The sequence below is a fragment of the Catenuloplanes indicus genome, from assembly GCF_030813715.1.
In the GTDB taxonomy this organism is placed as follows: Bacteria; Actinomycetota; Actinomycetes; order Mycobacteriales; family Micromonosporaceae; genus Catenuloplanes; species Catenuloplanes indicus.
The window spans coordinates 956,363-982,153 of sequence record NZ_JAUSUZ010000001.1 but is presented as its reverse complement, the minus strand read 5'-3'; the positions used below and the strand labels follow the sequence as shown (position 1 = coordinate 982,153).

At 72.9% G+C, this 25,791-nt stretch carries 29 protein-coding genes; 12 read left to right on the top strand and 17 right to left on the bottom strand.

Annotation, left to right across the window (positions count from 1 at the left end):
• The first annotated feature begins 427 nt into the window (after positions 1 to 427).
• Together J2S42_RS04710 and J2S42_RS04705 are read left to right on the top strand one after the other, a co-directional pair.
• A complete protein-coding gene (locus J2S42_RS04710; protein WP_307235556.1) occupies positions 428 to 1,606 on the top strand; it encodes a vWA domain-containing protein in 1,179 nt (392 codons plus the stop codon).
• Positions 1,607 to 1,867: 261 nt separating this feature from the next.
• Entirely contained in the window at positions 1,868 to 3,046 is a 1,179-nt protein-coding gene (locus J2S42_RS04705; protein WP_307235553.1) for a hypothetical protein, read from the top strand.
• A 3-nt stretch (positions 3,047 to 3,049) separates the two neighbouring features.
• On the opposite strand, the gene J2S42_RS04700 is transcribed toward J2S42_RS04705, so the two are convergent.
• Positions 3,050 to 4,135: a DICT sensory domain-containing protein gene (locus J2S42_RS04700; protein ID WP_307235551.1), complete on the bottom strand. Its 1,086-nt coding sequence runs from the start codon at positions 4,133 to 4,135 to the stop codon at positions 3,050 to 3,052.
• A gap of 85 nt (positions 4,136 to 4,220) precedes the next feature.
• On the opposite strand from J2S42_RS04700, the gene J2S42_RS04695 reads away from it, so the two are divergent.
• A complete protein-coding gene (locus J2S42_RS04695; RefSeq protein ID WP_307235550.1) occupies positions 4,221 to 5,231 on the top strand; it encodes a hypothetical protein in 1,011 nt (336 codons plus the stop codon).
• A 209-nt stretch (positions 5,232 to 5,440) separates the two neighbouring features.
• The gene (locus J2S42_RS04690; protein ID WP_307235548.1) at positions 5,441 to 5,845 is read left to right on the top strand and encodes a response regulator transcription factor; all 405 of its coding nucleotides are present in this window, start codon (positions 5,441 to 5,443) and stop codon (positions 5,843 to 5,845) included.
• A 34-nt stretch (positions 5,846 to 5,879) separates the two neighbouring features.
• Here J2S42_RS04690 and J2S42_RS04685 read toward each other — a convergent pair whose 3' ends face one another.
• Positions 5,880 to 7,364 carry an ATP-binding protein gene (locus tag J2S42_RS04685; protein ID WP_307235546.1) on the bottom strand — a complete coding sequence of 495 codons (1,485 nt, stop codon included), beginning with the start codon at positions 7,362 to 7,364 and terminating at the stop codon, positions 5,880 to 5,882.
• A gap of 27 nt (positions 7,365 to 7,391) precedes the next feature.
• Between J2S42_RS04685 and J2S42_RS04680 the strand changes: the two genes are divergently transcribed.
• A complete protein-coding gene (locus J2S42_RS04680) occupies positions 7,392 to 7,679 on the top strand; it encodes a hypothetical protein (RefSeq protein WP_307235544.1) in 288 nt (95 codons plus the stop codon).
• Positions 7,680 to 8,270: 591 nt separating this feature from the next.
• Here the strand turns inward: J2S42_RS04680 and J2S42_RS04675 are convergent.
• On the bottom strand, positions 8,271 to 9,074 hold the full coding sequence (locus tag J2S42_RS04675; protein ID WP_307235543.1) for an SDR family NAD(P)-dependent oxidoreductase: 804 nt from the start codon (positions 9,072 to 9,074) through the stop codon (positions 8,271 to 8,273).
• Between the two features lie 79 nt (positions 9,075 to 9,153).
• Between J2S42_RS04675 and J2S42_RS04670 the strand changes: the two genes are divergently transcribed.
• A complete protein-coding gene (locus J2S42_RS04670) occupies positions 9,154 to 9,570 on the top strand; it encodes a MarR family winged helix-turn-helix transcriptional regulator (protein WP_307235541.1) in 417 nt (138 codons plus the stop codon).
• Positions 9,571 to 9,600: 30 nt separating this feature from the next.
• Entirely contained in the window at positions 9,601 to 10,608 is a 1,008-nt protein-coding gene (locus tag J2S42_RS04665; protein ID WP_307235539.1) for a TerC family protein, read from the top strand.
• Between the two features lie 2 nt (positions 10,609 to 10,610).
• Here J2S42_RS04665 and J2S42_RS04660 read toward each other — a convergent pair whose 3' ends face one another.
• The 3 genes from J2S42_RS04660 to J2S42_RS04650 all read right to left on the bottom strand — a co-directional run bounded on the left by J2S42_RS04660 (position 10,611) and on the right by J2S42_RS04650 (position 14,256).
• A complete protein-coding gene (locus tag J2S42_RS04660) occupies positions 10,611 to 10,877 on the bottom strand; it encodes a hypothetical protein (protein WP_307235537.1) in 267 nt (88 codons plus the stop codon).
• Between the two features lie 185 nt (positions 10,878 to 11,062).
• Positions 11,063 to 13,312: an FdhF/YdeP family oxidoreductase gene (locus J2S42_RS04655; RefSeq protein WP_307235535.1), complete on the bottom strand. Its 2,250-nt coding sequence runs from the start codon at positions 13,310 to 13,312 to the stop codon at positions 11,063 to 11,065.
• 47 nt (positions 13,313 to 13,359) lie between these two features.
• Positions 13,360 to 14,256: an alpha/beta hydrolase gene (locus J2S42_RS04650; RefSeq protein WP_307235534.1), complete on the bottom strand. Its 897-nt coding sequence runs from the start codon at positions 14,254 to 14,256 to the stop codon at positions 13,360 to 13,362.
• Between the two features lie 331 nt (positions 14,257 to 14,587).
• Between J2S42_RS04650 and J2S42_RS04645 the strand changes: the two genes are divergently transcribed.
• Positions 14,588 to 14,788 (top strand): hypothetical protein, encoded by a 201-nt coding sequence (locus J2S42_RS04645; RefSeq protein ID WP_307235532.1) that lies wholly within the window; start codon positions 14,588 to 14,590, stop codon positions 14,786 to 14,788.
• Between the two features lie 136 nt (positions 14,789 to 14,924).
• Here J2S42_RS04645 and J2S42_RS04640 read toward each other — a convergent pair whose 3' ends face one another.
• The 4 genes from J2S42_RS04640 to J2S42_RS04625 all read right to left on the bottom strand — a co-directional run bounded on the left by J2S42_RS04640 (position 14,925) and on the right by J2S42_RS04625 (position 17,295).
• Positions 14,925 to 15,338: a cupin domain-containing protein gene (locus tag J2S42_RS04640; protein WP_307235530.1), complete on the bottom strand. Its 414-nt coding sequence runs from the start codon at positions 15,336 to 15,338 to the stop codon at positions 14,925 to 14,927.
• A gap of 76 nt (positions 15,339 to 15,414) precedes the next feature.
• Positions 15,415 to 15,864, bottom strand: a complete 450-nt coding sequence (locus tag J2S42_RS04635; RefSeq protein WP_307235528.1) for a CPBP family intramembrane glutamic endopeptidase — start codon at positions 15,862 to 15,864, stop codon at positions 15,415 to 15,417.
• A 365-nt stretch (positions 15,865 to 16,229) separates the two neighbouring features.
• The gene (locus J2S42_RS04630; RefSeq protein WP_307235526.1) at positions 16,230 to 16,634 is read right to left on the bottom strand and encodes an SGNH/GDSL hydrolase family protein; all 405 of its coding nucleotides are present in this window, start codon (positions 16,632 to 16,634) and stop codon (positions 16,230 to 16,232) included.
• Positions 16,624 to 17,295 carry an SGNH/GDSL hydrolase family protein gene (locus J2S42_RS04625; protein WP_307235524.1) on the bottom strand — a complete coding sequence of 224 codons (672 nt, stop codon included), beginning with the start codon at positions 17,293 to 17,295 and terminating at the stop codon, positions 16,624 to 16,626. Before J2S42_RS04625 ends, J2S42_RS04630 begins: the two co-directional genes overlap by 11 nt.
• A 74-nt stretch (positions 17,296 to 17,369) precedes the next feature.
• On the opposite strand from J2S42_RS04625, the gene J2S42_RS04620 reads away from it, so the two are divergent.
• Complete coding sequence (locus tag J2S42_RS04620; RefSeq protein ID WP_307235522.1) at positions 17,370 to 17,834, top strand: SgcJ/EcaC family oxidoreductase; 465 nt, start codon at positions 17,370 to 17,372, stop codon at positions 17,832 to 17,834.
• Here J2S42_RS04620 and J2S42_RS04615 read toward each other — a convergent pair.
• Entirely contained in the window at positions 17,781 to 18,761 is a 981-nt protein-coding gene (locus J2S42_RS04615) for a MerR family transcriptional regulator (RefSeq protein ID WP_307235520.1), read from the bottom strand. The two genes, J2S42_RS04620 and J2S42_RS04615, sit on opposite strands and share 54 nt — an antisense overlap.
• Before the next feature lie 27 nt (positions 18,762 to 18,788).
• Between J2S42_RS04615 and J2S42_RS04610 the strand changes: the two genes are divergently transcribed.
• Together J2S42_RS04610 and J2S42_RS04605 are read left to right on the top strand one after the other, a co-directional pair.
• Positions 18,789 to 19,625 (top strand): hypothetical protein, encoded by an 837-nt coding sequence (locus J2S42_RS04610; protein ID WP_307235518.1) that lies wholly within the window; start codon positions 18,789 to 18,791, stop codon positions 19,623 to 19,625.
• Between the two features lie 4 nt (positions 19,626 to 19,629).
• Complete coding sequence (locus J2S42_RS04605; RefSeq protein ID WP_307235516.1) at positions 19,630 to 20,637, top strand: SMP-30/gluconolactonase/LRE family protein; 1,008 nt, start codon at positions 19,630 to 19,632, stop codon at positions 20,635 to 20,637.
• Between the two features lie 250 nt (positions 20,638 to 20,887).
• Here J2S42_RS04605 and J2S42_RS04600 read toward each other — a convergent pair whose 3' ends face one another.
• The 5 genes from J2S42_RS04600 to J2S42_RS04580 all read right to left on the bottom strand — a co-directional run bounded on the left by J2S42_RS04600 (position 20,888) and on the right by J2S42_RS04580 (position 23,464).
• Positions 20,888 to 21,331, bottom strand: coding sequence for a DUF4383 domain-containing protein (locus J2S42_RS04600; RefSeq protein WP_307235514.1), 444 nt, complete (start codon positions 21,329 to 21,331; stop codon positions 20,888 to 20,890).
• A gap of 59 nt (positions 21,332 to 21,390) precedes the next feature.
• Positions 21,391 to 21,990 carry an HD domain-containing protein gene (locus J2S42_RS04595; protein WP_307235512.1) on the bottom strand — a complete coding sequence of 200 codons (600 nt, stop codon included), beginning with the start codon at positions 21,988 to 21,990 and terminating at the stop codon, positions 21,391 to 21,393.
• A gap of 208 nt (positions 21,991 to 22,198) precedes the next feature.
• Entirely contained in the window at positions 22,199 to 22,351 is a 153-nt protein-coding gene (locus tag J2S42_RS04590; RefSeq protein WP_307235510.1) for a hypothetical protein, read from the bottom strand.
• Positions 22,352 to 22,366: 15 nt separating this feature from the next.
• Positions 22,367 to 22,861: a hypothetical protein gene (locus J2S42_RS04585; protein ID WP_307235508.1), complete on the bottom strand. Its 495-nt coding sequence runs from the start codon at positions 22,859 to 22,861 to the stop codon at positions 22,367 to 22,369.
• Between the two features lie 138 nt (positions 22,862 to 22,999).
• A complete protein-coding gene (locus J2S42_RS04580; protein WP_307235506.1) occupies positions 23,000 to 23,464 on the bottom strand; it encodes a DUF427 domain-containing protein in 465 nt (154 codons plus the stop codon).
• A gap of 71 nt (positions 23,465 to 23,535) precedes the next feature.
• On the opposite strand from J2S42_RS04580, the gene J2S42_RS04575 reads away from it, so the two are divergent.
• Entirely contained in the window at positions 23,536 to 24,627 is a 1,092-nt protein-coding gene (locus tag J2S42_RS04575; protein WP_307235504.1) for a MerR family transcriptional regulator, read from the top strand.
• 248 nt (positions 24,628 to 24,875) lie between these two features.
• On the opposite strand, the gene J2S42_RS04570 is transcribed toward J2S42_RS04575, so the two are convergent.
• On the bottom strand, positions 24,876 to 25,709 hold the full coding sequence (locus J2S42_RS04570) for an SCO6745 family protein (RefSeq protein WP_442320083.1): 834 nt from the start codon (positions 25,707 to 25,709) through the stop codon (positions 24,876 to 24,878).
• Between the last annotated feature and the right edge of the window lie 82 nt (positions 25,710 to 25,791).

Genomic DNA, 25,791 nt, shown 5'->3' with positions numbered 1-25,791 from the left:
CCGCGCTCCTTCCCGTCGGCGCCGGTTCTCCGGCAGGTGCGCCGTGGGCGGGCGGGCACCTGCATGATCATGACTGATCGGGTGCGGCCACCGGTCATCCAACCGCCGGAACGCCAGTTCGGTGACCACTCGGCCGGCTGCGCGGTCCGGCGTATGCGGTGCGGTCCGGCCATCCGGCTCGTCGCTCTGACGCGGTTGCCGGGTCGGGCCGGCTCCGATCACGCCGCGCTGCACGGCGATCACCTCGGGGGCAGGCCCCGGCACCGCAGTGCCGATCGGCTGCGCGGCCTGGCCGTTCGGCGGCTTGTGAGTCGCTTGTGGCCTGATTCGTGGGTGGTGACTGTCAGGTTCGGGACAACGCCTGCGGGTGAGTGGACGATCAGCGCTAGAAAAGGACCCTGCCGACGCATTCCGGGGGGACTCAGCAGTGGCGCGCGAACCGGCCGATGTCGACGCGAGGGGCGCCTTCGGCGTCCAGCGCGGTGACCACAATCGTCAGTACAACATCTTCCGGATGGACCTGCCGCGCAGCGTGCGGGTCGCGGTGATCTCGGTGCTCGCGCTGGCCGTGGCCGCCGCGGGGACGGCCGCGGTGGTGAAGCTGGTGCTGCCGCAGTTCGCGCCGACCTACAAGACCGAGTTCCTGATCGACGCGTCCGCGGCCGCCGGCCCCGCGGGGCTGGCGGAGATCACCGAGTCGCTGCGGACCGTCGTCGGAAACTCGGGGGACCGGGATTCGCTGGCGTTGCGCAGTTTCGGCGGGGCGTGCGGCGCGGACGACAACACCACGCAGCTCGTCGACTTCGGCACCGGTAACCGGGATGCGATCGCGGCCGCGGCCGCGGATGTGCGCGGCGGTGGCACGGCCACGCTGCAGCGTGGGATCGTGCAGGCGATCGAGGACTTCAGTCGCCCGTTCGCGCAGGCCGCCAAGCAGGTCAACCGGATCGTGGTGGTGACCCGGCAGGGCGCGGACGGCTGCGACCCGGACACCGCCTACGTCCAGCGGGAGATCAGCGACCGGATCGAGGCGGCCGGACTGGAGATCGAGTTCCGGATGATCGGCTACCGGGTCGAGGACGCGCAGCGGGACCAGCTGGCCCGGCTCGCGGCCGGGTCCGGCGCGCCGGAGCCGATGTTCGTCGACACGTCCGCCGACCTGGACGCGGCGCTCGACTGGTTCACCAACGTCGAACCGGTGCTGCGCAACGCAAAAGCCGTGACCGACGTGCTCAACCCGACGATCGGGACGGTCAACGAGGCGGTCGCGGCCACCATGGACGGCCGTCTCGACGTGGCCGAGCGCCGGATCGGCGACGCGAAGGATGCGATCACGGCCGCGGACGCCGCGTTCGAGGACCTGGACGGCCGCACCGGCACCGAGGCTGCCGCGGATCTCAGCCGGCGCGCGCGAAAACTGAAGGATCTGCAGCGTGGCGTGGTCGAGTCCGCGGAGACTCTGCTGGCCGACGCGCGCGACGGCCGGCCGCTCGGTCCGGGACACGCCGCGTTCGCCGAGGTCGCGGGCGGATACAACACCGAGGCCGATGCCATGAACAAGGCACTCGCCGCGTTGCGCGCCACCGCGCCGAAGACCCTCCGATGAGCCGCTCGCGGGTCGCCACGCCGAGGGCGACCTGATGGGCAACACCCATCTCGCCGCGCCGAAGGCAGCCGGATCAGCGACACGCGTGTCGCCACGCCGGAGGCAACTGGATGAGTGGCACGTGTGCCACCACGCCGGAGGTGACGGGATGCGCAACGCGCACCCGGCCCCGCCGACGTCAGCCGGACCGGCGCACGCGTGTCGCCACACCGGAGGACACCAGATGAACGACATATATGCCGACGCTTCGAAGGGGACCCGATGACCCGTACCCGTCGATGGGTGTTGATCGTGGCAGCTCTCGCGGCTGTTGCCGTGGTCGCGGTCGGCATCGCCGTGGTGCTGCGGGCCGTGCCCGACCACCGGATCGCGTTTCTGGTCGACGGGTCGGCCGGTGGGGACGTGAACGCGGTGCGCGCGGCCGTCGGCGCCGCGGCCGGCAACACCGGTGATCGTGACGCGCTGGCGCTGCGCGAGTTCGGCGGCGAATGCGGCACCGGCGACACGACGCGGGAACTGGTCGGCGCGCGCACCGGCAACAAACAGAAGATCAATGACGCCATGGGTACGGTCGAGAGCGCCGGACAGCCCGCACTGCTCGACGGCGTGCTGGCCGCGATCGGTGATTTCGACCGGCGGTACCCGTTCCGCGGCCGGCTCACGAACCGGATCATCGTGATCGCGCACCACGGCACCGACGCGTGCCACGCCGACCAGGCCGCGGTCTCGGCGCAGATCGGTGAGCGGATCCGGGACAGCGGCGTCGACCTCGACTTCCGGTTCGTCGGCTTCCAGGTGCCGGAGGCCGAACAGGACGGTTTCACGCTGCTGGCCGGCGCGGCGGGCGCGGGCACGCCGGTGTTCCCGCAGACGCCGGACGCGCTGGCGGCGGTACTGGACCAGCTGACCGTTCCGGAGCTGCCGGAGGCCTCCGAGATCACGCTGCCCGCCCCGCCGGACCCGACCGCGGGCTGGACCGCGTATGCCAGCGCGGACCAGGGTTATTCGCTGCGCTACCCGCCGGGCTGGACGTCCGAGGAGTGCCGGCTCGACCCGAGCTTCAACCACTGGCTGGCCGAGCGCGCGGACCTGATCCCGGAGTGCGTGCCGACCGATTTCATCTACTACCGGGTGTGGGTGCGCACCGGCGAGGCGTCCGGCCCGATCGACACGCCGGACGCGGACTTCTACACCGGCATCGAGGTGTCCGAGGTGACCACCGCGAGCGGCGCGCGCGGGCAGCGATCGTCGGCCACGGTGCTGCCGAGCGAGTTCACCGGTGCGCAGGGCCCGGGCGACCGTGTCATCGACTACACGTTCGACGGCGGCGGCACCCGGTACACACTGTCGCTGGCGATCTACCAGAACGAGGCGAACGCCGACCGGCTGCTCGCCGACTTCGACCTGATGGTGATGAACACGTTCCGCATCGGCGGGTGACGCTCACCGGTCGTCGTCGTCCAGCTGGGCGATCGGGACTCGTTCCTGCTCGGCCCAGTCCAGTGCCGCGACGATCCGGTCGACCGGGAACGGACGCCACCGGGTCGTCATGACGAGCTGGAACGCGCCGTCCGGCAGGAACGCGTTGGTCGCCGCGGCCGCGGCCAGATCGGCCTGCACCTGGTGGGCGATCCGCACCGCGTCGTCCATCGTGCGGGCAGGCAGCATCAGCAGGAAGTCGTCGTCGCCGAGCCGGGTCAGCCGATCCGTGTCGCGCAACACGCGGGACAGCACCGCTATCAGGCCCTCATTTCGCAGCGCTCCGGTGCGGCGGCCGGTCTGCTCCGGCAGCCGGTGCGGGGCCGGCACCCGCACGCCCAGCAGCGCCACCGGCAGCGTGCCGGACGCGTCGCCGGCCCAGCGCCGCACCTCGTCCGCGCCGGTCACCGGCGTTGCCTCGGCCGGTGCCAGCTGCCGGCGCAGCGCGGCCAGCTCGGTCCCGCTCCGCTCCGCGTGCGCGACGAGCAGTTCGGCGAGCGCGTCCGCCCGGCTCTCCCCGGCACCGGCGGGCAGATCACGCACGTAGGACAGCACGCCGGCCAGCGCGGCGCGCGCGTCCGCGGGCAGCCGGTCGCCGAACGCGGCCTGCAGCGACAGCGCCTTGTGCAGCGCGTCGTCGCGGCGCAGGCTCCACCATCCGTCGAAGAGCCGGCCGGCCTCCAGCGTCGCGGCGGTGCCGTCCACCTCCTCGCGGTCGTACGCCTCCAGCACCGCGCCGAACCGGGGTGTCAGGACCAGGACCGTCCACTCCCGCGCGTACGGCTCGCCGTCGTCCAGCGTGATCAGGTGCGTTCCGGCCGGCAGCTCCGGTGCCTGGTCGGCGACCAGGCCGACGACGGTAACCGCGGCCCGCTCCGCGATGCGTTCGTACACCCGCCGTTCGCGGGTGAAGTAGGGCAGGCGCTGGAACAGCGCCACGACCAGCATCGGCCCGTCCTCGGCCGCGGCCAGCGCGGCCCGTTCGATCGCGTGCGAGAGGGTGACCAGGGCGGACTTCGTGAAGAGCTGCGCGTTCCGGGCGGCGGGCATCCCGGCAGCCTAGAGAAGACCGGGGCCCGGCGCAGCGCGGGCCGTCCGTACGCCCACCGGATCATCGGTGTCCTATGATCCCGCCGTGCTGTCTCGCCTGTTTCGCCGCGGCCCGCGCCCGGAACCGCCGATCATCGACACCGACCTGGCCGTGGACGATCTCGTGTTGCGTGCCGCCCGCGAGCGGGCCCACACGACCGGCGACTGGACCGCGCTGCGCGACGTGATCGCCGAGACCGGCACCGACTGGGAACGCCGCACGTTCCGGCTGCGGGTGCTCGGCGAGGACGCCTCGACCGCCGAGGGCGCGTGGCTCGACGACTGGCAGGAGGCCGCACCGGACGACCCGGCCGCCGCGCAGATCTACGCGGAGGCGCTGCACCGGCGGGCCGGCAAGGCTCGGGGCGGCGCGTCCGCCCGCAATACCACGCCGGAGCAGTTCGCCGAGTTCGAGGCGCTGTCCGCGCAGTCCGTCAGCGCCGGCCGCCGCGCGCTCGACCTGGCCGGCCCGGACGACCCGAGCCCGCTGATCCTGATGCTGAACGGCGCGTTCGCGGGACGCACCGTCGGCACGCCCGAGTTCGACGCGCAGGTGGCGGAGGCACGCCGCCGCTCCCCGTACCATTTCGAACTGCACCTGACGCTGGTCAGCCTGTACTGCGAGAAGTGGTACGGCTCGCACTCCCGGATGTTCGAGGCCGCCCGCGACGTGGCCGCGGCCGCCCCGGCCGGTGCGAACGTGGTCATGCTGCCGTATCTCGCCCACTTCGAGTACGCGATGCGCGAGTTCGGCTGGGATCGCCGGGACCGCAAGTCCCTCGCCGCGGTCGCCGACTACTTCCAACGCGGGGAGATCCGCGACGAACTCGACACCTGGGCCGGGAAGTGGCGTGCCGGCGCGCCGCACGTCCCTGGGCGTGCCATGACCTGCCGGCACTGGCTCGCGCTCGCCGCCTTCCTCGGCCGCCGCAAGAAGCTGGCCCGCGCCACGTTCGACGAGATCGGCGTGCATCACGGCGGCACCCCGGCCTGGGGATACTTCCTGCCGGGTGCCGGCAGCGGATTCCTGGCGGCCTGGGAGTGGGCGCACGACTAGGACCGGGGCGCGGTTCCGGGATCGCGGACATATCAGGACCAGGCCGCCTAGAATCGCCGGTATGGGCCGAGGGCCCAGTGCGGGGGTACGGCCTTGATGCGCAACACGGACGACGACGCCGGAGCGTGGGTCAGAAGGCCGTCGGCGTGCCGCACCCTCACCGGGGCGCGGACCGGTCACCGGTCCCGCCGGCAGCGCACGGGCCGGCCATGGCACACGTGATCGCGGCCGAGGACGAGCCGGAGATCCAGCAGCTGCTGCGCCTGATCCTGGAACGTGCCGGGCACACCGTCATCGTCGTCGGCGACGGTGCGGCGGTGCTCGCCGCCGTCGCCGAGCACCGCCCGGACCTGGTCCTGCTCGACCTCGGTCTGCCGCACGTCGGTGGCCTGGACCTGTGCCGTGCCCTGCGCGGCGACCCGGCCACCGGCGCGCTGCCGATCGGCGTGGTCAGCGGGCAGATCACGCCACCGTTCACCGCGGTGTACGACGCCGGGGCCACCGCCGTACTGGTGAAGCCGTTCACCCGGGCCCAGCTGCTGGAACTCGTCGACACACTGTCGGCCGTGCCCGTCGCACCGTCGCGGCCGGGGTCCGCGGACCAATACGCCTGATCGGGCACCGAACGGTGTGTCCGGGCACGGTGCGCTACGGCGCGGCGCCGGCGATGACGTCCTCCGCGGCGGCGCGCAGGCCGATGCCGGCGGTGGCCGCGTGCAGGCGCAGGGACACGTAGGCCTGCTCCGCGCCGGAGGAGGTGCGGTGCATGATCACCTGGAGCGCGAGCTGGATGGTGGCCCGCACGGCCAGCGCCGCGGACAGCCCGGACAGCAGATCCTCACCACCATCGTCCAGTACCCGCAGCGCGAGGTCACCGGGCCGGAGCCCGCCGGGGTCGAAGATCGTCCAGATGCCCTTGATGAGGGGCGCCATGGCCTCGGAGTCGCGTCCGTAGAGGTCGAGCGAGGCGATCGTGGTGCCGCTGCCGGCGAAGAGCGGCACCGACACCGAGCAGTGCAGGCCGAGGTGGGTTGCCACCCGCCGGAACCCGGGCCAGGCCACCGTCCCCGCGATGCGCGGGACGGTGACCGGGGTGTCGTCGTCGAGCGGTTGCAGGCACGGTCCCTGCCCGTCGTCGTACTGCGCCCGGTCGACCGCGACGGCGAGGTCGCTGCTGGCTGCGACCGTGGTCCAGGTGTCGTCGCGCCGGCGGGTGACGGAGGCGCAGTCGGTCGCGCCGACCCGGTCCGCGACCAGGCCGACGAGTTCCTCGATCTGCCCGTCCAGACCCGGTGCGTCGTCCGGGGTCTCGGCCAGCGCGGTGAGCGCCGCGGTCAGCGGGCCGGCGATCGCACCCTCGGGCAGCGACGCCGGTGGTCCCGGCAACCGGCCGCGGGACGTGCCGACGGCGGGCAGGGCCGGCGGATACCCTGATGGCCCGTCCGGGACGGGCCCGCGTCGCATCCCGGCCGGGATCGCGTCCGGACCGTACGGCGTGGTGACATCCGCGTGCAGCGGAAGCCGGACGTGCACGGTGGTGCCCGCTGCCGGCCGCGCGTCCACGCGGATGACGCCGCCGTGCAGATCCACGATGGTCCGGGCCAGGCTGAGCCCGAGACCGGTTCCGGACACGCCCTGATGGCGTACGTTCCCGGCCCGGTAGAAGCGGTCGAAGAGCCGCTCCCGGTCCTCGTCGGGCACGCCGATGCCGGTGTCGGTCACGTGCAGCTCCGCGGCGGCGTGCCCGCGTGCGAGGCGCACGTGCACGCCGCCGCCCGGTGTGCTGTACCGGACGGCGTTGGACAGCAGGATGTCGGCGACCTGACGCAGCCGCGCGGCGTCGCCGTCCACGTCCAGATGCGGCGGCAGGTCGGTGGTCAGCCACAGGCCGTCGTGCGTGGCCGCGGGCGCGGCGTCACTGACCGCACGGGCGACGATCCCGGCCAGGTCGACCCGCCGGACGGTCAGCGGAAGGTGGCCGCTCTCCAGGCCGGCGAGTTCGAGGAGCGTGTCGACCATGTCGCTGAGGCCGGTGCCGCTGCGGGCGATCGTGTCCAGCATCCGCCGGTGCTCGTCGCCGAGCCCGGCGAGGTCCTCGCCGAGGATGTCGGCGTAGGCCACGATGGACGTCAACGGTGTGCGTCCGATCCGGCGCTCCCGGTGGCCGCCCGCGCGGCGCGCGCCTATCTCGACGTCGTGTTCCACCATCCGTACGACGACGGCAATGCCCGCCTCGGCGGCCTGGTCCTGCAGTTCGTGCTGCTGCGGGCCGGTGTCGCACTCGACGACGTGCACCCGATCCTCACCACGGTCCGCCGCGCCGACGACCCGGACGGCGCCGCCGGCCTCGCCCGCCTGATCCACGGCACCGCCCTCGCCACCGCCCGCCGCCACCTCCGCACCGGCCGCGTCGACCGGGCCGCCGGATCGCCGCCGGTGTTGCCGTGATCGGGCTGCGGGATAGCCATCCGCGTCGCCCTGACCGGGTCGTCGGATCGTCACCCGTGTTCCCTTCGACCACGCACCGGCCGCGCCGCCGGATCGCCGCCCGTGTTGCCTTGTTCGGGCTTTGGGATCGTCGCCGGTGTTGCCCCGGCTGGGCTGCCGAGCGCCGCTGGTGTTGTCGTGATCGGGCTGCGGGATCGTCGCCGGTGTCGCCGCGGTTGGGCTGTCGGATCGCCAACGGCGTTCGCTTGACTGGGCTGCCGGAGCGCCGCATGCGTTGCTGTGACTGTCCGGAATGGCTTGTCGGAGACGCTATGGCGCGCGGAACGCGGGGTGACATTTCGCCGGGATGCTTCCGGGGCCGGCATGACGGTGCGGTGGCCGTGTGCCGCGATGGTTTTTGGTGGCCGCGGCGCTGCGAACGGGTGGCGCGGCGGTGGGGGTGAGCGGGCGGTGGGGGGCGTGGTTTTTCGGGACCGCACGGATACCGGCTCCGACGCGGCGGCCGAGCGGCGGCGGAGGCCGCCGCGGGTTTGCCCGCGGGAACAGGCGGGCTGGACCACGCCGGGAGCGGGAAATCGCGATCTGGGGTTTTCAGAGGTCCTTGGCGGTGTGGTGGCCGAGGCGGCGGTTGAGTGCGCCGGTGGCGCGGACTGTGGTGGCGCGCGGGAGTAGCCGGGCGGCGATGGTCTGGACGCGGTGCAGCGGGCGGCCTGGGTAGGAGTTGAGGCGCCCGCGTGCGAAGTCGTCGAGGGTTTTTGCGGCGATCCGGTCGGGTGAGTCGGTGACGCGGGGGTCCATGACCGCGGTGGTGCCGTCGAAGAAGCCGGTGGCGACCGCGCCGGGGTGGGCGGCCATCACGTGGACGCCGGTGCCGCGGAGTTCGTGTGCGAGTGCCTCGCTGAACGACAGGACGAACGCCTTCGTGGCCGCGTATCCGGCCTGGTAGGGCATCGGCTGGAAGGCGGCGGTGGAGGAGACGTTGATGATGCCGCCGCGGCCGCGGGTGATCATCTGGCCGCCGAGTGCGTGGGTGAGCGCCATCAGGCCGTGCACGTTGAGGTCGACGTTGCGGCGCTGCGGGGGGTACGGGCGGTGCAGGAACGGGCCGACGGTGCCGGCGCCGGCGTTGTTGATCAGCAGGTCGATCGTGATCTTGCGCGCGGCCAAATCGCGTACCGCGTGCGCGGGGCCGTCCGGTGTGCTCAGGTCGGCGGTGAGCGGGTGCGCGTCGACCGGGTGCCGGGTGCGGATCTCGGCGGCCAGCGCGTCGAGCGCTTCGGCCGACCGGGCCAGCAGCGCGACGTGCGCGCCGCGCCGGGCCAGCTCGTGTGCGTATGCCCGGCCGATGCCCTTCGACGCGCCGGTGACGAGCGCGGTGATGCCGGTGTAGTCCATGGGCGTTCCTTTCGAGTCTCGAAGTAAGGCGCACCGTAGCATAAACTTCGAGGCTCGAAGTATCGCTAGGATGGGCGGCATGGATCTGCTCGCCGTGGTCGCGGCCGCCTTCGAGATCGAGATGCGGACCACGGAGCGGCTGACCGTGTTCCTGGCCGAGCACCGGCTCACGCCGGCCACCGCGCATGCGCTCTGGGTGATCGACCCGGACGAGCCGCCGCCGTCGATGAAGGTGATGACCGACCGGCTGCACTGCAACGCGCCCAACCTGACGTTCCTGGCGAACCAGCTGATCGACCGCGGCCTGGTCACCCGGGACACGGATCCGGTGGACCGGCGCTCCCGGGTGCTGATGCTGACCGCGCGCGGGCGGGAGGTCCGCGACGGGCTGATCCGGACAACGCTGGCGATCACGCCCTACGCCGTGCTGAACTCCGACGAGATCGCGCAGCTGAAGGGTTTGCTGAGCCGCGTAATGGACCCGCCCGCCGGGTAAGAGGCTGCGAACTCCTCGGAAGGGATTCGCATGCTGGAGGTTTCCGCGCTCGGCTGGGCGCTGACGATCGGCGCCATCGTGGCGCTCCTCGCCATCGACCTGATGGCCGGCTGGCTCCGTCCGCACGCGGTCGGTTTCAAGGAGGCGACGGCCTGGTCCGTCTTCTACGTCGCGGTCGCGATCGTGTTCGGCCTGATCTTCGCGTGGCAGGTGGGCTGGGGGTACGGCACCGAGTACTTCGCCGGCTACATCGTGGAGAAGAGCCTGTCGATCGACAACCTGTTCGTCTTCGTCATCATCATCAGCACGTTCGCGGTGCCGGCCGAGCATCAGCACAAGGTGCTCACGTTCGGCATCCTGGCCGCGCTCGTGCTGCGCGTCATCTTCATCGCGCTCGGCGCGGCCCTGCTGTCACTGTTCTCGTTCATGTTCCTGATCTTCGGCCTGGTGCTGATCTGGACCGCGATCCAGCTGTTCCGGCACCGCAACGAGGACCCGGACGTGGAGGACAACGGCCTGGTCAAGGTCGCCCGCCGGCTGCTGCCGACGACCACCGAGTACCACGACGGCCACCTGTTCGCGCGCGTCGACGGACGCCGGGTCGCCACACCGCTGTTCATCGTGCTCATCTCGATCGCCGGCACCGACCTGCTGTTCGCGCTCGACTCGATCCCGGCCGTGTTCGGCGTGACCGAGGAGGCGTACATCGTCTTCGTCGCGAACGCGTTCGCGCTGCTCGGGCTGCGCGCGCTGTTCTTCCTGGTCAAGGGCCTGCTGGACCGGCTGGTCTACCTGTCCGTCGGGCTCGCGGTGATCCTTGCGTTCATCGGCGTCAAGCTGATCCTGCACTGGGCGCACGACCTGAGCGACGCGATCCCCACGGTGTCCACGCCGCTGTCGCTGTCCGTCATCATCGGTGTGCTGGCCATCGCGATCGTCGCCAGCCTGATCAAGGTCCGCCGCGATCCGTCCGCCACCGCGCACGCCGGCTCGCTGCGGGTTCGCGGCAACCGCCGGGACGAGGACCGCGACCGGTAGCCTCACCAGCCCAGCAGCCGTCGCCGGGGTAGCGGGCGCACCGTGCCGTTGCGCGCGACCTCGGCGGCGAGCGGGAGCGGGAGCGGGACCCGCACCAGCAGGATCGCACCGGGTAGGTCGCCCCAGCCGGTCGCCTTGAGCACGCCGGTCCGAAGCGTCGCACACACTGCCACGGCGGTCCCGGCCTGATGATCGTCGGCGGGTACAGCGCGGCAGGGCCAGCAGCGCACCGCGTCGATCATCGGCAGCCGCCACGGCTCGTACGACATAGGCGGTCCCATGTGTGGTGCACTCTCAGGTTGCGGCGCGGCGGGGCACGCCCTGGTGGCCCGGCCATAGCGGAATCAGGCCGGGCCGTGGGGCCCCTGACAGCCGCGCGGACCCAGACGAAGAGGAGACGGCCGCGGGACGCGAGTGAGTGCCCACGTCCCGCGCGGCGCAAACGGGTTATCGGTCAGGCGGCCGGTTCCAGCCGGATCACGATCTCCTTGGACGTCGGCGTGTGCGACAGCTCAGCCGTGGAGTCCAGCGGGACCAGCACGTTCGCCTCCGGGAAGTACGCGCCCGCGCACCCGGCCGCGATCGGGTACTCCACCAGCCGGAAGCCGGGCGCGCGCCGCTCCACGCCGTCCTTCCACTCGGACACGATGTCCACCATGGATCCGTCCGCGAGACCCAGCGCGGCCAGGTCCTTCGCGCTGACGAAGACCACGCGGCGGCCGCCGGAGATGCCCCGGTACCGGTCGTCCATGCCGTAGATCGTGGTGTTGTACTGATCGTGGCTGCGCATCGTCTGCAGCATCAGCCGGCCCGGCGGCAGGCTCCGCTCGACGATGTGGTTGACCGTGAACTGTGCCCGGCCGTCTGCCGTGCGGAACTCGCGGCTGTCCCGCGGCCCGTGCGGCAGCGTGAAGCCCTCGCGCGTCGACACCTTCGCCTCGTAGTCGTCGAAGCCGGGCACCACCTTGGCGATCACCTCGCGGATCGCCGGGTACGACCGCTCCCACTCCGGCCACGGCAGGTCGGCGGAGAGTGTGGCCTGCGCCAGCCGCGAGATGATGGCCAGCTCGGACAGCAGGTCCGGGGATGCGGGCGCGAGCCGGCCCACGGACGCGTGCACGGCCGACATCGAGTCCTCCACCGTGACGAACCCGGCCGGGTCCCGCTCGGTGCGGCCCAGGCACGGCAGGATCAGCGACACCTTGCCGGGCGTGACGTGCGTGCGGTTGAGCTTCGTGGACACGTGCACGGTCATCTCGCAGGACGCGAGCGCGGCCAGCGTGACGTCGGTGTCCGGGGCCGCGGCGGCGAAGTTGCCGCCGAGCGCCATGAAGAACCGGGCCCGGCCGTCGCGCATCGCCCGGATCGCGTCGACCACCGCGTACCCGTGCGTGCGTGGCACCTCGATGCCCAGCTCACGCTCGATGTTGTCGACCCAGGGCGGCGGGCTCTCGATGATGCCCATGGTCCGGTCGCCCTGCACGTTGCTGTGCCCGCGGACCGGGCACAGGCCGGCGCCCGGCTTGCCGATCATGCCGCGCAGCAGCTGGACGTTGACGACCTCGCGGATCGTCGGCACCGAGTCGGAGCGCTGGGTCAGACCCATAGCCCAGCAGACGATCGTGCCCTCGGACTCCGCCATCAGACGCGCGACCTGTTCGATCCGCGCGCGCTCCAGGCCGGTCTGGGTCTCGATCACGTCCCAGTCGACGGTGGCGCGGGCCGCGGCGTACTCCGCGAAGCCCGCGGTGTGCGCGTCGATGAACTCCCGGTCCGCGTGCGGCAGCAGCAGGTGACCGAGCGCGGCGAACAGCGGCAGGTCCCCGCCGACCTTGATCTGCAGGTAGTGGTCGGCCAGCGAGGTGCCCTTGCCGACCACACCGTCCGGGGCCTGCGGATTCTTGAACCGGAGCAGGCCCGCCTCGAGCAGCGGGTTGACCGCGACGACGGTGGCGCCGGCCTTCTTCGCCTTCTCCAGCGCGGTCAGCATGCGCGGGTGGTTCGTCCCCGGGTTCTGCCCGACCACGACGATCAGCTTCGCCCGGTGCACGTCCTCCAGCGTGACCGAGCCCTTGCCGATGCCGATCGTCTGCATCAGCGCCACGCCCGACGACTCGTGGCACATGTTCGAGCAGTCCGGCAGGTTGTTCGTGCCGTATGCGCGGACGAACAGCTGGTACGCGAACGCGGCCTCGTTCGACGTGCGGCCGCTGGTGTAGAAGACGGACCGGTCCGGCTCGACCGCGTTCAGCTGCGCCGCGACGGTGGCGAAGGCGGCGTCCCAGCCGATCGGCTCGTAGTGGTCGCTGTCCGCCCGCTTGATCACCGGCGTGGTGAGCCGGCCCTGCTGGCCGAGCCAGTAGTCGGACCGGCCCGCCAGGTCGGATATGGAGTGCCGGGCGAAGAACTCCGGCGTGATCCGCCGCAGCGTCGCCTCCTCGGCCACCGCCTTCGCACCGTTCTCGCAGAACTCGAAGTGGCTGCGCTTGCCCGGCGCGGGCTCCGGCCACGCACACCCCGGGCAGTCGAAACCACCGGCCTGGTTCAGCTTCAGCAGGGTCAGCGCGCTGCGGCGTACGCCCATCTGCTGTTGTGCGGCCGCCAGGCCGTGCAGGACGCCGGGGACGCCGGCCGCGGCCTGCTTCGGCGGTGCCACGCGGAGATCGCGGTCTCCGACGTCGTCGGTGGGAGCGTTTGTGGCCATGCGTGAGACCTTATGCCGGAAGAGATCCATTTCGCACTAGTCCAACCTCAGATTTGAGGAGGCCCGCCGAGGGTACGGGCGAGGAACTCCACGCTGCGCCGCACCTGCGCGCCGAGGTCCGCGCCGCCGACCAGGTGGTCGGCGCCGGGCACCAGCTCCAGCTCGACCGGGGCGCCGGCGGCGCGGAGCGCGGCGGCCAGCTCGACGCTCTGCCGGTAGCCGACGACCACGTCCTCCTCGCCGTGCAGCAGCAGGATCGGCGGTGCGTCCCGGCGTGCATACGTCACCGGGCTGGCCGCCGCCGCCTTCTCCGGTGAGCGGGTCACCGGCGCACCGATCAGCAGCGACTCCGGCGAGTCGTCGGCGTCGTGGTCGCCGGTCGCGCGCGGGTGCCGGTGTGCCTGCATGGTGGCCAGGTCGGCCGGGCCGTACCAGGACACGGCCGCCTGCACGCGCGAGTGGCCCTCGGTCACGCCGACCTCGCCCTCGTCCGGCGAAAGGGCCAGCAGCGACGCCAGCAGGCCGCCGGCCGACTCACCCCAGACGCCGACCCGGCTCGGGTCGATGCCGAGGTCGGCGGCGTAGAGGCGCAGGTAGCGGATCGCGGACTTGAGGTCGTGCAGCGGCGCGGGGAACGCGGCCTCGCGGCTGAGCCGATAGGCCGGCAGCGCCACCGCGCACCCAGCCGCGAGCAGGCGGCCCACGTGGTCCTCGCCGGCCAGCCAGTCCGGCGTCACCTTCGGCGAGCCGTTGAGCCAGCCGCCGCCGTGGATCCACAGCACCACCGGCACCGGGCCGGTCGTGCCGGCCGGCGCGACCAGATCCAGCAGCAGTGGGCGGTAGCCCTGCTCCTGTGCCACGAAAGCGTCCCGATATTCGATCCGGTCGCCGCGCCGCTCCCCCGCGGGTGGCGGGCCGAACCGGTCCCTGCCTGCATCAGCCATGATCCGATCCTGCCACTCCGGGGCCGGCCCGCGGATCGGACCGTGGTCCGATGATGAGGGCTCGGCCACCGGCACATCATCGGGATCGTGATGACGCCCGATGCCGTACGACGAGATGCCACCAGACCCAGCCGGCGCCGCGCAGTGCCCGCGCGATCGCGCCGTACGGAAGACTTCGCACGCCGATACTCAACGTTTCACGTGCTGATGCGTTCATGGATTGTGGCGAAAACTTCCCTTTGTGTCGTTATGCCGATGATCGCTTCTGCGGCACTCCGTGTGGCCCCGGTCTCGCCGGAGCAGGTCGAGCGTGCCCCAGCATCCTTGGCCGATGACCGAGACGACCGGGCGGCACCACGGGCTCGGCCGCGCCTCCCGGACGGGGTGGAACGGTGCCGCCGGCAGCGACCCGGACGCCGGTCTCCGGGCCGGACGCTTCGGTCTCGCCCACGGCGCGGAACCGGCCGGTGAGGTCCCGATCATGGGCACGACCTCGCGGACGTGCCGGCACCGGTCACCGTGGACGGCCTGACCGTGACGGCGCTGCGGCTCGCCCAGGCGGCCGGCCACCGGGGTGATGACGCTGCGGCCAGCAGCATGGGCGAGCCGGTCCACCGCGGCGCCGGGCTCCGTGGTGGACTCGTGGCGGTTCCTCCGGCTGCCGCGACCTACTCGAACGGGCAACCCGGGTTCGGCGCGTCCTGCGACAGCGGCGAGCCCGTGGGCAGCACGTACAGCACCTCCAGGACGATCGGGGTGCGGCCGCGGTTGATGCCGATGTGGACCTCGTCCGCACCGGCCGGTTCGTAGATGAAGCTGCCCCGCGGGTAGTAGCCGTCCCGCGCGCACGTCGCGTCGAAGTGGCTCAGCGCGCCCTGGCGTACCGTCGCGTAGAGCGCGCCGTCGTGGTAGTGCCAGCCGGTGGCCTGCCCCGGCGGGATGGTGATCTCCCGCAGCACGTAGTCGGTGCCGCCGACCGTGTGCTGCGCGATGACCGTGCCGGACACGCCCGGTCCCGGCGGCGTCGCCTGCGCCGCCCCGGCCGTACCGACCGTGGTCGCGGCCACGACCGCCGCCAGCACCGCCGCACATCGTACCTGTCGCTGCATGTCGTCGTTTCCCTTCCGCTGCCATGACGGACATGGGTACAGACGGCTGTCATCGACGATGGTTCACCTGAATCGGCGGCGACCGGATGGCGGTCACAGTGGCGCCGGCCGGCGTACCGTTGCCGGAGACCTCGGTGCTGAAGACGGCGGATGCCGCGTAGTTCCAGCCGAAGTGCAGACCGATCGGCAGCCACAGACCGCGGGTCGCGATGTACGCCGAGGTCGGCATGCCGCCATCGGCGACCGCCACGCAGATCGCGCCCCACCAGTCCGCGTTCGGGTTGAGCGGATGCCCGGCGCCGAACAGCGCGGCCGACAGTGCGAACGCGAGCCAGGTGCCGATCCACCGCTCGGCGTGCCGGAACAACACGCCGCGGAACAGCAGCTCCTCCGTGACCGCGGCCCCGGCCATGAACCCGAACAACCCGATCGCGTTCTCCGGCGCCTCGCCGAGGCCGTCGATCCGGTAGCCGCCGTTGAACGCGATGTTCCCGATCACGGCGGAGAACAGTGCGACCCCGAGCAGCGTGCCCCGGAGCAGCCCGGACGCGGCCGCGCGCGGCCGCCTCGGTGACCGCGCGCCTCTCCGACCAGCGGACCACGAGACGGTAGACGAGCATCGCGATCACCGCGGTGACCCGGCCGGTGGCCAGCGCGAGCCACGGCTCGCCCGGCACGAGCAGCAGCGCCTGGCCGCCGGCGAACGAGACCACGACGACCGCGGCGAGCTGAACGAGGAACCGCATGACGCACCTTCCGACGTGCCGCGGCCCTCCCGCCGCGGTCACGCAGAAAGCTACGGACGGTCACGCCCGGCGTCGTCACCATCGCGCGGTCACTACGGCGTAGCTCCTCCGACCTACGTCACCAGCGCAGTGGCAGCGTGTCCACGAAGGACCGCAGGCGCGCGGCGATCAGCGTGTGATCGGCCAGCGACGGGTGCCAGTGACAGCCGCCGTAGTCCAGACCGGTGCCCGGGTAGTGCCACAGCCGTACCCGGTCGCTGCGCTCGGTGACCACCCGTGCGGCCGCCTCGGGGAAGCCGGCCGCGCTGTCGGTGCTGCTCACCACGATGATCGTCCGCTCGCCGTAGCGCGCCCGGAGCGTGTCCAGAAAACCGTGATAAGCCAGCCGGTACGCCTCGGCGAGCGACTCCGGCGTCCACGGCTCACCCGGGTTGATCGCGGTGGAGAAGTCGTTGATACCCAGCCCCACCACGACCAGCTGCGGCCGCCAGGTCCGGGGCCGCTGCCACACGTCACCGTCCACCGCGAGCAGACCCCCGCTCGTAGTAGGTGCGGTAGCTGGTGCCCGGCTCGCCGCCGTTGTAGTTGCGCACCATGCCCCGTCCGGAGAACGCGTTGAGCTGGTAGTCGGCGCCCAGCCCGCGCGCGGCCAGCGCGCCGAAGCTGCGGTCGGCGTTCGTGGTCCGGTGCACCTCGTCGCCGGTGCAGTCCCGGGTCGCGGACTCGTTGCCGTACCCGGCCGTGTACGAGTCGCCGATGAACTCGATCTGGCGCGGGCGCGCGGGCGGCGCCGCCAGGATCACCCCGCCGGCCACCGGCACGAACCCACCGAACGCGCCGGACGTCCACGGGCTCTCGGTGCGCTTGACCAGCCGTACCGTGTGCGCGCCGGGCTTCAGCCCGGTCACCCGGTGGGTGATCGCGCCCGGCTTCACCAGCGTCGCCACCGTGACCCCGTCCACCGCGACGTCGTAGTCGTTGTCCGCGTCGTTCAGCACGATCCCGACCCCGGTCCCGCGGAACCGGCCCTCGAAGTAGACGCCCGGCCAGCTGTACCGGAGCGCGGCACCGTCGGCGACGACCCGTCCGGCCGTGTGCGCGGCCTGCGCGGGCGGTGCCGGCGCGGCCGGCGTGACGAGTAGCGCGGCGGCCAGCAACGGCCGCACCATAAAATCGACAATCATAAATCAATAGGGTACGCCGTGCGAGCGCCGGCGGTGTTGATCTCAACCGCGGTGCAGGTTCTAGCGTGCTGGACATGACCACTTCGGACCTGAGTGCACCGGCCCGCGCCGACGACATCGCGGCGATCGAACGCGTGCTGGCCACGGTCCAGCATGCGCAGAACAACGAACTGCCCGGCGAGTTCCTGGACGTGTTCCGCGACGACGCCGTCTGGACGACCGGCCACGGCAAGCTACTCTTCGGCCTCGATGCGATCGCCGCGTTCACCCGGCAGGTGCTCCCCGGCGGGATGCGCGACTCGACCGTGACGTTCACACTCGAGCACGTCCTGTTCATCCGGCCCGACGTGGCGGCCGTCAAGGTGCGCCAGTCCTATCGCACGCCGGAGGGGGAGGACCTGGGCACCCCGCTCTGGATCATGTCCAAGGAAGAGGGCCGGTGGCTGCTGGCCGCCTGCCAGAACACCGGCGCCCCCGCCGGCGAACTACCGTCTCCCGGCGCTCGGCCCATCTTCGGACCGGTCGGCGAGGGCGGCTGACGGCGGGAGCGACTTCGCCACCACGGTCAGCTCCAGGACGGTCAGCGTGCCGCCGTCGCCGTCGACGAGATGATCCTCGACCGTCGGTCCGGCAACGGCCAGCCCGTGCCGGTCCACCCATGCGAACAGCGCCTTCCCGGCCGCCACCACAGCCGAGTCCGGCGGCGCTCCGGCACCCGGCGGTGTGTTCCCGTGCCACGAGGTGCCCGCGCCCGGCGGCCGTTCCGCGCGCAGCGGCATGCCCGCGTGCCGCGGTGGCCCTGAGGCGGGCGGCGGTTCCGCGTCCGTGCGAAGCGTTGGGTTTCGGTACGGCGGCACGCCCGCGGTCGATGGCACCACCGCACGCACCACGGTCCGCGCGGGCAGCGTCATGCGGTGTCCGCCGGAGACCGTCAGCGCGGCCTGGAACCCGGTTTCCGGGTCCGGGGGCGGGGTCGAGCCGGCCGCGTGATCGAGCCAGGTCAGCAGGGTGCCCGGGGTGTCACCGCACAGGCCGGTCAGCTCGGACGGGCCGGTGATCCGTCGCCTCAGCACGCGCAGGTCACGCGGGCCCACGGTCGTCTGCTGGGGCAGCAGGCCGGACGGGTCGGACAGGTGTGCCTCCGCGGCCGCGAGCGCGGCGGTCATGACGGCGATCCGGGCGCGCAGGTCCGCGAGCGATCCGGTCAGCGCGGTGTGCAGGTCCCGGTCCGGTGCGCCGGCCAGGGTGGCGATCTGCTTCAGCGGCAGGCCGAGGCGTTGCAGGCCGCGGATGCGTTCCAGGCGGGCCAGTTCCGCTGTGCCGTACCAGCGGTGCCCGCTGCCCGCCGTGACCGCGGCCGGTGGCAGCAGCCCGATCGCGTCGTAGTGGCGCAGCGTCCGCTCGGAGACGCCGGTCATCCGGGCCAGCTGGCCGATTCGCCACACGGTGTCCTCCTTGACCTTCACGCTGCGTCAGGCTTCTACGGTCCGCCCATGAGGACCCGCATCCTGCTGATCGCCGCCCCACTCGCCATGGTCGCGTCCGCCGCACTCGTCGTGCCATCCGGACTCACCCTGAATCCGTCCGCCCCCGCCGCCACGCTCGCCGCGGTCCACGACCGCACCGCTCTGCACCTTCTCGAACTCGCCCTCGACCTGCTCGGCTGGCTCGCCCTCACCACCGCCGGCCTCACTCTCGCCGCTTCCGCCGCCGTGCGGCTCGCGGATTCGCCACCCACCGGCGGCCTCACCCGCGCCGCTTCCGCCGCGGTGCGGCCCGCTGAGCCGTCACCCACCGGCGTGTCTCCGCCCGACACGCCGGTGTGTCGTGGTGGTGCGTCCGGCACGCCTACGGAGAGCGGCCTACCGGCCGCGGTGTACGCCGGTCAGTGGGTGGCTGAATCGCCGTCCCGGGGCCGGGCGGCGGGGGATGCGGCGGTGCGAGCGGTGGTGGCGGGTGGGCTGCTGGCCGCGGCCGGGGTTGCGGGGGTGCTGCATGATGCCGGGAATCTGGCGGTGACGCAGCTGGCGGGGCGTGCCGGGGAGCCGGGCGTGATCGGTGCGGCCACGGCCGTGATGCTGGTGGCGAAGTGGGGGGTCAACCTCGCCGGTCTGCTGTGGACCGCGGCCACGCTGGTGGCGGCGGGTGGCCGGTGGACAGGGCTGGTGGTGGGCGCGTTCGGGCTGGCCGCGGTGGTGCTGCCGTGGACGGCCGGGGCCGCGGGGGCGTCGCCGGCGCTGGAGCAGGTGGGGTATCTGCTGCACGTACCGGTGATGGCGTGGTGGGCTCTTCGGCCTGCGGCCGGGGCCGGTGGGCGCATGGCAGGATGATCGGGTGAAGACGGCGGTCGGGATCCTGGTGGTGCTGCTCAGCGGCGGGTTCGCGGCGCCTGCGCCGGAGGCCGTGTGTGCGGTGACGGACGACCGGCTGGCGGAGCTGTCGGGGCTCGCGGCCACACCGGACGGTGGGTTCGTGACCGTGAACGACGGTGCGGACGATCCGGCGGCCCGGCGCATCTTCTTCCTCGACGGGGACTGCCAGGTGGTTCGCGAGGTGCGGTATCCGTCGGAGCCGCGGGACACCGAGGACGTGGCGCTCGCGCCGGACGGGACGGTGTGGGTCGCGGACGTCGGCGACAACGGCAGTGTGCGGGAGACGGTCGGGCTGTGGCGGCTGGATCCGGGCGCGGACGAGCCGGTGCCGGTGCGGTACACCTATCCGGACGGGGCGCGGGACGCGGAGGCGCTGCTGCTCGACGGGGACGGCACGCCGATCATCGTGACCAAGGATCCGTTCACGCCCGGGCTGTACACGGTGCCGGGCGACGACGGGGGTGTGCTGCGCAAGGCCGGCTCGGTGCGCATCCCGGACTCGCAGACCGGTAATCCGTTCGGCTTCGCCGGCCGTTACGTGGTGACCGGCGGCGGCGTGTCGCCGGACGGCACCCGCGTGGTGCTGCGGACGTACGCGGACGCGTTCGAGTTCCTGGTCACTGACGGTGACGTCATCAAGAGCATCACCGAGGGTACGGCGGAGGCGATCCCGCTGCCGGACGAACCGCAGGGGGAGGCGATCACCTACAGCCCCGACGGGACGTCGCTGCTCACCGTGTCCGAGGGCGCGCGCCCGGAGATCGTCCGCTACGCCTCGGTGATCCCGGCGCCGGAGCCCGAGCCGGAACCGGTCGCGAACGACGGCACGGAGGGCGACCCGGCACCGGCCGCGGCGGGGCAGCGGGCCGGAGGGCTCAGCCCGGCCGGGATCGCGGTGGTCGCGGTCACCGGTGTGCTCGTGTTCGCCGCGCTCACGTTCGGTCTCGCCCGGCGCTTCCGCCGCCGCTGACACCGTGTCCGGCGTCGCTGATACCGCTGGGCCCGGCGTCGCTGACGCCGAGGCATCCGGGCGTCGCCGGCACCGCGGGGTCCGGCGTGGCTGATGCCACGGCGTCCGGTGCCGCGGTGGACGCCGCGGGCGACCGGTCGCGCTCCGGCCGGCTACCCGGCCGCCGCCGCGATCATCACTGGCGGCGGCCGGGTCCCCCTGTGAGCCGTGATCCGGCCACCGGATCACCCCGGCCCGGGTTGCCGGTGGCTCAGGTGCGGGCCGGCCGCCGGACCAGCAGCAGGCCCAGGGCGATCATGGTGACCGCCAGGAACAGGTGCAGCCAGTTGTCGGCGTTGTTCAGCGGCACGAAGTTGGCGGCGGTGTCGTGGCCGATGACCAGGCCGTACAGCCACAGCACCAGGTAGGTGGCGCCGCCGACGACCAGGAACAGCCGGGCGCCGTTGACCGTGCGGGCCAGTGCGAGCCCGGCGACGCCGTAGAGCAGGTGCACGATGTTGTGCAGGATGGACACCTGGAACACGCCGAGCAGCAGCGCGTCGGACTCGTGCCCGGCGAACTGCATGGTGTCGTAGTTCGTGGTCAGGCCGGGGATGAAACCGGCCGCGCCGACGAGCAGGAACACGACCGCGTACACGAGTGCGGCGGTGCGGACCGGGGACCGGGCGGCCACGGACGTCGAATGGTTAGCCATCGCATTTACCTCCATCGAGAGGAGGGTCGTGTGCCCGGCGGATTCGGCGGTAAACGTGCTCAGATGAGCACGTGGCCGTGGCGCGCGGCGAGCCCGGTCAGGTCCGGGGTGCCGAACTCGGCGCGGAGCTGCGCGAAGCGGGCCGGCTTGTCCGGGCCGAACCGGCCGATCGACGCGGCGAACGACTCGGCGGAGTTGAACACCGGCGGGGTTTTCTTGCTGTGGAACTTGTCCGCGTACATGACCAGCCGTTCCTCCGCGTTCTCCGCCAGGTAGTCGGCCGGTGGCAGCGGCAGGTCCTGGGCGAGTACGTCCGCGCGGCTGATCCCGACGCCGGTGTGGTGCGCGCAGATCCGGCACAGCGGGTCCGGCAGCCCTTCCGCGGCCAGCAGGTCCCGGCCGAGCAGGCCGTGCCGGACGTACTCGCGGCCGTTGATCCGCCCGTCCGCGCCGTAGAGCCGGTAGACGCCGATGTCGTGCAGCAGCGCGCCGGCCCGGACGAGATCCCGGTCCAGGCCGGCGCCGCCGGGGCCGTCCAGCAACTGTTCCGCGATCGCGCAGACGATCTCGCAGTGCGTCCACACCAGCGCGAACGCCTCCGGGCTCGGTGCGTGCCGTTGGTGCAGGTCCCGGATCTGCGAGTCACTCGGAATGATCACGCCTCATTGTCCCGGACCCACCCGCTCTGGATCCTCGGGGAGCGGGTGGGGTTCGTGGTGACCACCACGTGACGGACAGAGAGGAGCGCGGGCGACGACCGGTGCCCGCGGGAGCAGGCGGAACGTGACCCCGCCGGAAGCGGGACGATCAAGATCTGACGCTGTGGTACGCCGCCGGCGCCGCGCGAGCGGCACCGGCTCGTGCCCGTCAGTCCCCGTCGATGCCGGAGATCGTGTATTCGAGCGTGTCCGCGTGCAGCGCAACCTGGTAGCAGCGGGCGGCCAGCTGCTGGCTGGACGTGCCGGTCAGCGGCGTGAACGACTGCGTGCCCACCCGTGGCACGCCGGTCGGGCCGGCCACCAGCGCGACCCGGCCTTAGCCGGGCGTGCCGGTCGTGGCGGGCAGCGTCTCCGGCGTGATCAGCGGTGAGACCGGGCCGACGCCGGCCTCCATGCCGCAGAGCGTGACGCCCTCGGAGAACGGGTCGGTGCTGTCCACCAGGAACACCTGCACCACGTGGCTGCGGCCGCCGGGCAGCGGAACGGTCACGTCGAGGTGGCCGTCGTGTGCGGCCCAGCCGGCGCCGAGGCGTTCCACGACCGTGGGGAACCGCTGCCGGAGACGGCCGATGCGACCGCCGAGCACGGCCGCGGGCGGCAGGCCGGCGGGGTCGGCCGGTGCGGCGGGCAGCACGGCGTCGGTGAGCAGCCACGCCTTGATCAGGTCGTCCAGGCCGACGTCGGACTCGCGGCCCTCCTCCAGGAAGTCGACCGCGCGCTGCAGCGTGCCCGGGCGGCCCCAGCCGGCGACCAGCGGGTGCCCGCCGAGCGCGGCGCGCGCCACGCCGGGGCGTACGCGCCGACGTGACACGCCCCGAAGATCACCAGGCGGAGGCCGGACGAGACCGCGGCGGTGTCCACGTCCGCCGCCCCACGGGTACGCCGGCCGGCGCCATGACCGGCTGACGGCGCGCGGCACCCCGGCGCGCTCACCGGGCGCCGGGCGGGCTCACCAGCCCCGCGTGCCCGGGCCGCCCTTGAACGGGCCGGTGACGTCCGGGGTGATCCAGCCGCCGTAGAAGTCGCCCTCCTGAGCCTGCACGATGTCGTCGTCGACGCGGCACTCGTCCACCCGGCTGGGGTAGAAGGCGAGCGCGCCGGTCAGTTCCGCGTAGGCCGGTGACGGCTCCTCGTACGACCAGGCCGCGCGCGCCACCCGGTTGCCGGGCGTGACCAGGTCCCAGTACGTCGCCACGCCCTTGAACTCGCAGAACGACCGGTGGTCCGGATCCCGGTGCAGCAGCCCGGGGGTGATGTCGGTTCTCGGCACGTAGTAGACCGGCGGATGCGAGGTCTCCAGCACCCGCCAGCAGTTGATGCTCTCCGCCACCACCACCCCGGCGTGTCGCACCACGACACGCCGGGCGGTGCGCTCCAGGCGCGGTGGACGCGGGTAATCCCACACGGACTCCATCCCACCATTGTCGCCGCCGGCGGCACGGTGTGCTTGCTCCTCACGCCGCGTCAGGGCGGATAGTCGCGGGTGTGGAGGCGCATCTGACCGTGGGCCGGGTGGCCGGGCTGACCGGCGTGACCGTCCGGACGTTGCATCACTACGACGAGATCGGCCTCGTGCGGCCGTCCGCGCGGACCGGCGCGGGGCACCGGGCCTACTCGGCGGCGGACGTGGCGCGGCTGCGGGCGGTGCTGGCGTACCGGCGGCTCGGTTTCGGTCTTCGGGAGGTCGCCGACCTGGTCGACGACCCGTCCGCGGACGCGGTCGGGCGTCTGCACCGGCTGCGCGGCGTGCTGCTGGAGCAGCGGGACCGCGCGGCCGCGATGGTGACGGCGATCGACCGGGAACTGGAGGGACGCGCGATGGGGACGACACCGGCCGGTGCGCGGCTGTACGAGACGATCGGGTCCGCGTACCCGGCGACGCGGCGCACCGAGCCGCGGATCGCCGCGCAGGTCTGGGCCGCGCTCGGCGACGCGCGCACGGTGCTGAACGTCGGCGCCGGCACCGGCTCCTACGAGCCCGCGGACCGGGACGTGACCGCGGTCGAACCGTCCGAGGTCATGCGGGCACAGCGGCCCCGGGACGCGGCACGCTGCGTGGCGGCCCGCGCGGAGCGGCTGCCGTTCCCGGACCGGTCGTTCGACGCCGCGATGGCGTTCAGCACCGTGCACCACTGGCAGGACCCGGTCGCCGGCCTGCGCGAGATGCGCCGGGTGGCCCGCCGTGTGGTGGTGTTCACCCACGACGCCGGTGACAGCGCATGGCGGCAGCGGTTCTGGCTCACCCGTGACTACCTGCCCGAGGCCGCCGGGCTCGTGGCCGGCCGGCCGCCGGTGCACGAGCTGGCGCGGGCGATCGGGGCGCGTATCACGCCGGTGCTGATCCCGTGGGACTGCGCGGACGGCTTCTTCGAGGCCTACTGGCGCCGGCCGGAGGCGTACCTGGACGAGGCGGCACGCCGGGCGGTGTCGGTCTGGGCCCGGGTCGGGCCGGAGGCCGAGCGGCGGGCGGTCGGCGAGATCCGCGCCGACCTGGCCTCGGGGCGGTGGGCCGCGCGCAACCCCGAGCTCGCGGCGCTCGACGCGGCCGAGCTGGGCCTGCGCCTGCTCGTCGCCTAGCAACAGGCCCTGGGCACCGCACGCCGGCGGCGGGCCCGCGTCGCCGGGCGGTAGGGTTACGGGGCCGGGCGGCGGGAGCCGGGGCGGACGCGCCGACCTGGCCTCGGGCCGGTGGGGTGGGCGCAATCCCGCCCTCGGCGCGGCCGGGCTGCGCCGCTCGTAGTCCGGTCAACGGACGCCGGACAGTCAGGTGACCGGGCTCGGCACGACGATCGGGAGCCGTCGCGCCCGGGGTGGATCACGGACGATCACGCGACCGGGCGCGGCAGCACGATCGGGTTCGGGTGCGGCAGCAGGCGCAGGGCGGCCTCGGAGAGCGGGGCCAGCAGCTGCTCCAGGCGGGACACGCCGTCCGTGCCGAGGGTCTGCCACGGGCCGGCGGCAAGTACGTCGGTCTGGCGTTCGACGGTGTCGCGGGCCGCGTACGCGATCTCGGTGGCGGTGCCGGACGCCAGCCAGCCACGGTCGGTGAGCCGGGCGGCCGCGGCGTCCCACTCCTCGTCGGTCCAGCCGCGAGCGGGTTGCAGCACCTCGCGGGCGCTGTCCATGGACGCCCGCCAGACCAGCGACTCAACGCCGTCCAGGCCGGCGACCAGCAGCGCGGCCACGTGCCCGTCGCCGCGGTGCTCGCGCAGCAGCGTCGCGCCGTGCCAGACCGCGCCGAGCGGGTCCTCCGGCCAGGGCAGGTCCGCGTTCGCGGCGGCGAGCGGGCGGCCGGCCAGCGGAAGGCCGGCGGCGGCCCGGCGGAGTAGCGCGGCCGCCTCGGTGAGGCCGGTGTCCGGCGCGAGCCCGGACAGCGAGGCGCGGGCGCCGTCGAGACGGGCGGCCAGGGCGGCGGCCGGTGCGGCGCGGTTCCACACGTCGGGCAGCGCACGCCGTACCATCGTCGGCGCGAAACCGAAGAAGGTCGCCTCGACCGGCCCGGCGCCGACCGCACCCAGCGGCGCGGCGCGGCCCGCGAAGTAGCCGCGCCAGAAGCCGCGCAGCCCGGCCGCCTCGAAGGCGGCGCGCGCGGCCGGCGTGAAGTAGGTGACGGCGTGCACCGGTTCCAGCAGCGTCCACATCCGGCGAGCGATATCCATGCCTGCATTTGGCCGGTACGGACGCGGATTGTCAAAGGTGACACTCCCTGGCACCTACTGCCGGAATGCTCGTCACCGAAGA

What these genes read in the sequence shown, in the direction of transcription:
- J2S42_RS04625 (WP_307235524.1), bottom strand. Translation starts at nt 17,295, where the DNA reads ATGATTGTCGATTTTATGGTGCGGCCGTTGCTGGCCGCCGCGCTACTC.
- J2S42_RS04670 (WP_307235541.1), top strand. Translation starts at nt 9,154, where the DNA reads ATGGATCTGCTCGCCGTGGTCGCGGCCGCCTTCGAGATCGAGATGCGG.
- J2S42_RS04660 (WP_307235537.1), bottom strand. Translation starts at nt 10,877, where the DNA reads ATGTCGTACGAGCCGTGGCGGCTGCCGATGATCGACGCGGTGCGCTGC.
- J2S42_RS04690 (WP_307235548.1), top strand. Translation starts at nt 5,441, where the DNA reads ATGGCACACGTGATCGCGGCCGAGGACGAGCCGGAGATCCAGCAGCTG.
- J2S42_RS04580 (WP_307235506.1), bottom strand. Translation starts at nt 23,464, where the DNA reads ATGGAGTCCGTGTGGGATTACCCGCGTCCACCGCGCCTGGAGCGCACC.
- J2S42_RS04665 (WP_307235539.1), top strand. Translation starts at nt 9,601, where the DNA reads ATGCTGGAGGTTTCCGCGCTCGGCTGGGCGCTGACGATCGGCGCCATC.
- J2S42_RS04620 (WP_307235522.1), top strand. Translation starts at nt 17,370, where the DNA reads ATGACCACTTCGGACCTGAGTGCACCGGCCCGCGCCGACGACATCGCG.
- J2S42_RS04655 (WP_307235535.1), bottom strand. Translation starts at nt 13,312, where the DNA reads ATGGCCACAAACGCTCCCACCGACGACGTCGGAGACCGCGATCTCCGC.
- J2S42_RS04700 (WP_307235551.1), bottom strand. Translation starts at nt 4,135, where the DNA reads ATGCCCGCCGCCCGGAACGCGCAGCTCTTCACGAAGTCCGCCCTGGTC.
- J2S42_RS04600 (WP_307235514.1), bottom strand. Translation starts at nt 21,331, where the DNA reads ATGGCTAACCATTCGACGTCCGTGGCCGCCCGGTCCCCGGTCCGCACC.
- J2S42_RS04610 (WP_307235518.1), top strand. Translation starts at nt 18,789, where the DNA reads ATGAGGACCCGCATCCTGCTGATCGCCGCCCCACTCGCCATGGTCGCG.
- J2S42_RS04675 (WP_307235543.1), bottom strand. Translation starts at nt 9,074, where the DNA reads ATGGACTACACCGGCATCACCGCGCTCGTCACCGGCGCGTCGAAGGGC.
- J2S42_RS04645 (WP_307235532.1), top strand. Translation starts at nt 14,588, where the DNA reads ATGACCGAGACGACCGGGCGGCACCACGGGCTCGGCCGCGCCTCCCGG.
- J2S42_RS04705 (WP_307235553.1), top strand. Translation starts at nt 1,868, where the DNA reads ATGACCCGTACCCGTCGATGGGTGTTGATCGTGGCAGCTCTCGCGGCT.
- J2S42_RS04570 (WP_442320083.1), bottom strand. Translation starts at nt 25,709, where the DNA reads ATGGATATCGCTCGCCGGATGTGGACGCTGCTGGAACCGGTGCACGCC.
- J2S42_RS04650 (WP_307235534.1), bottom strand. Translation starts at nt 14,256, where the DNA reads ATGGCTGATGCAGGCAGGGACCGGTTCGGCCCGCCACCCGCGGGGGAG.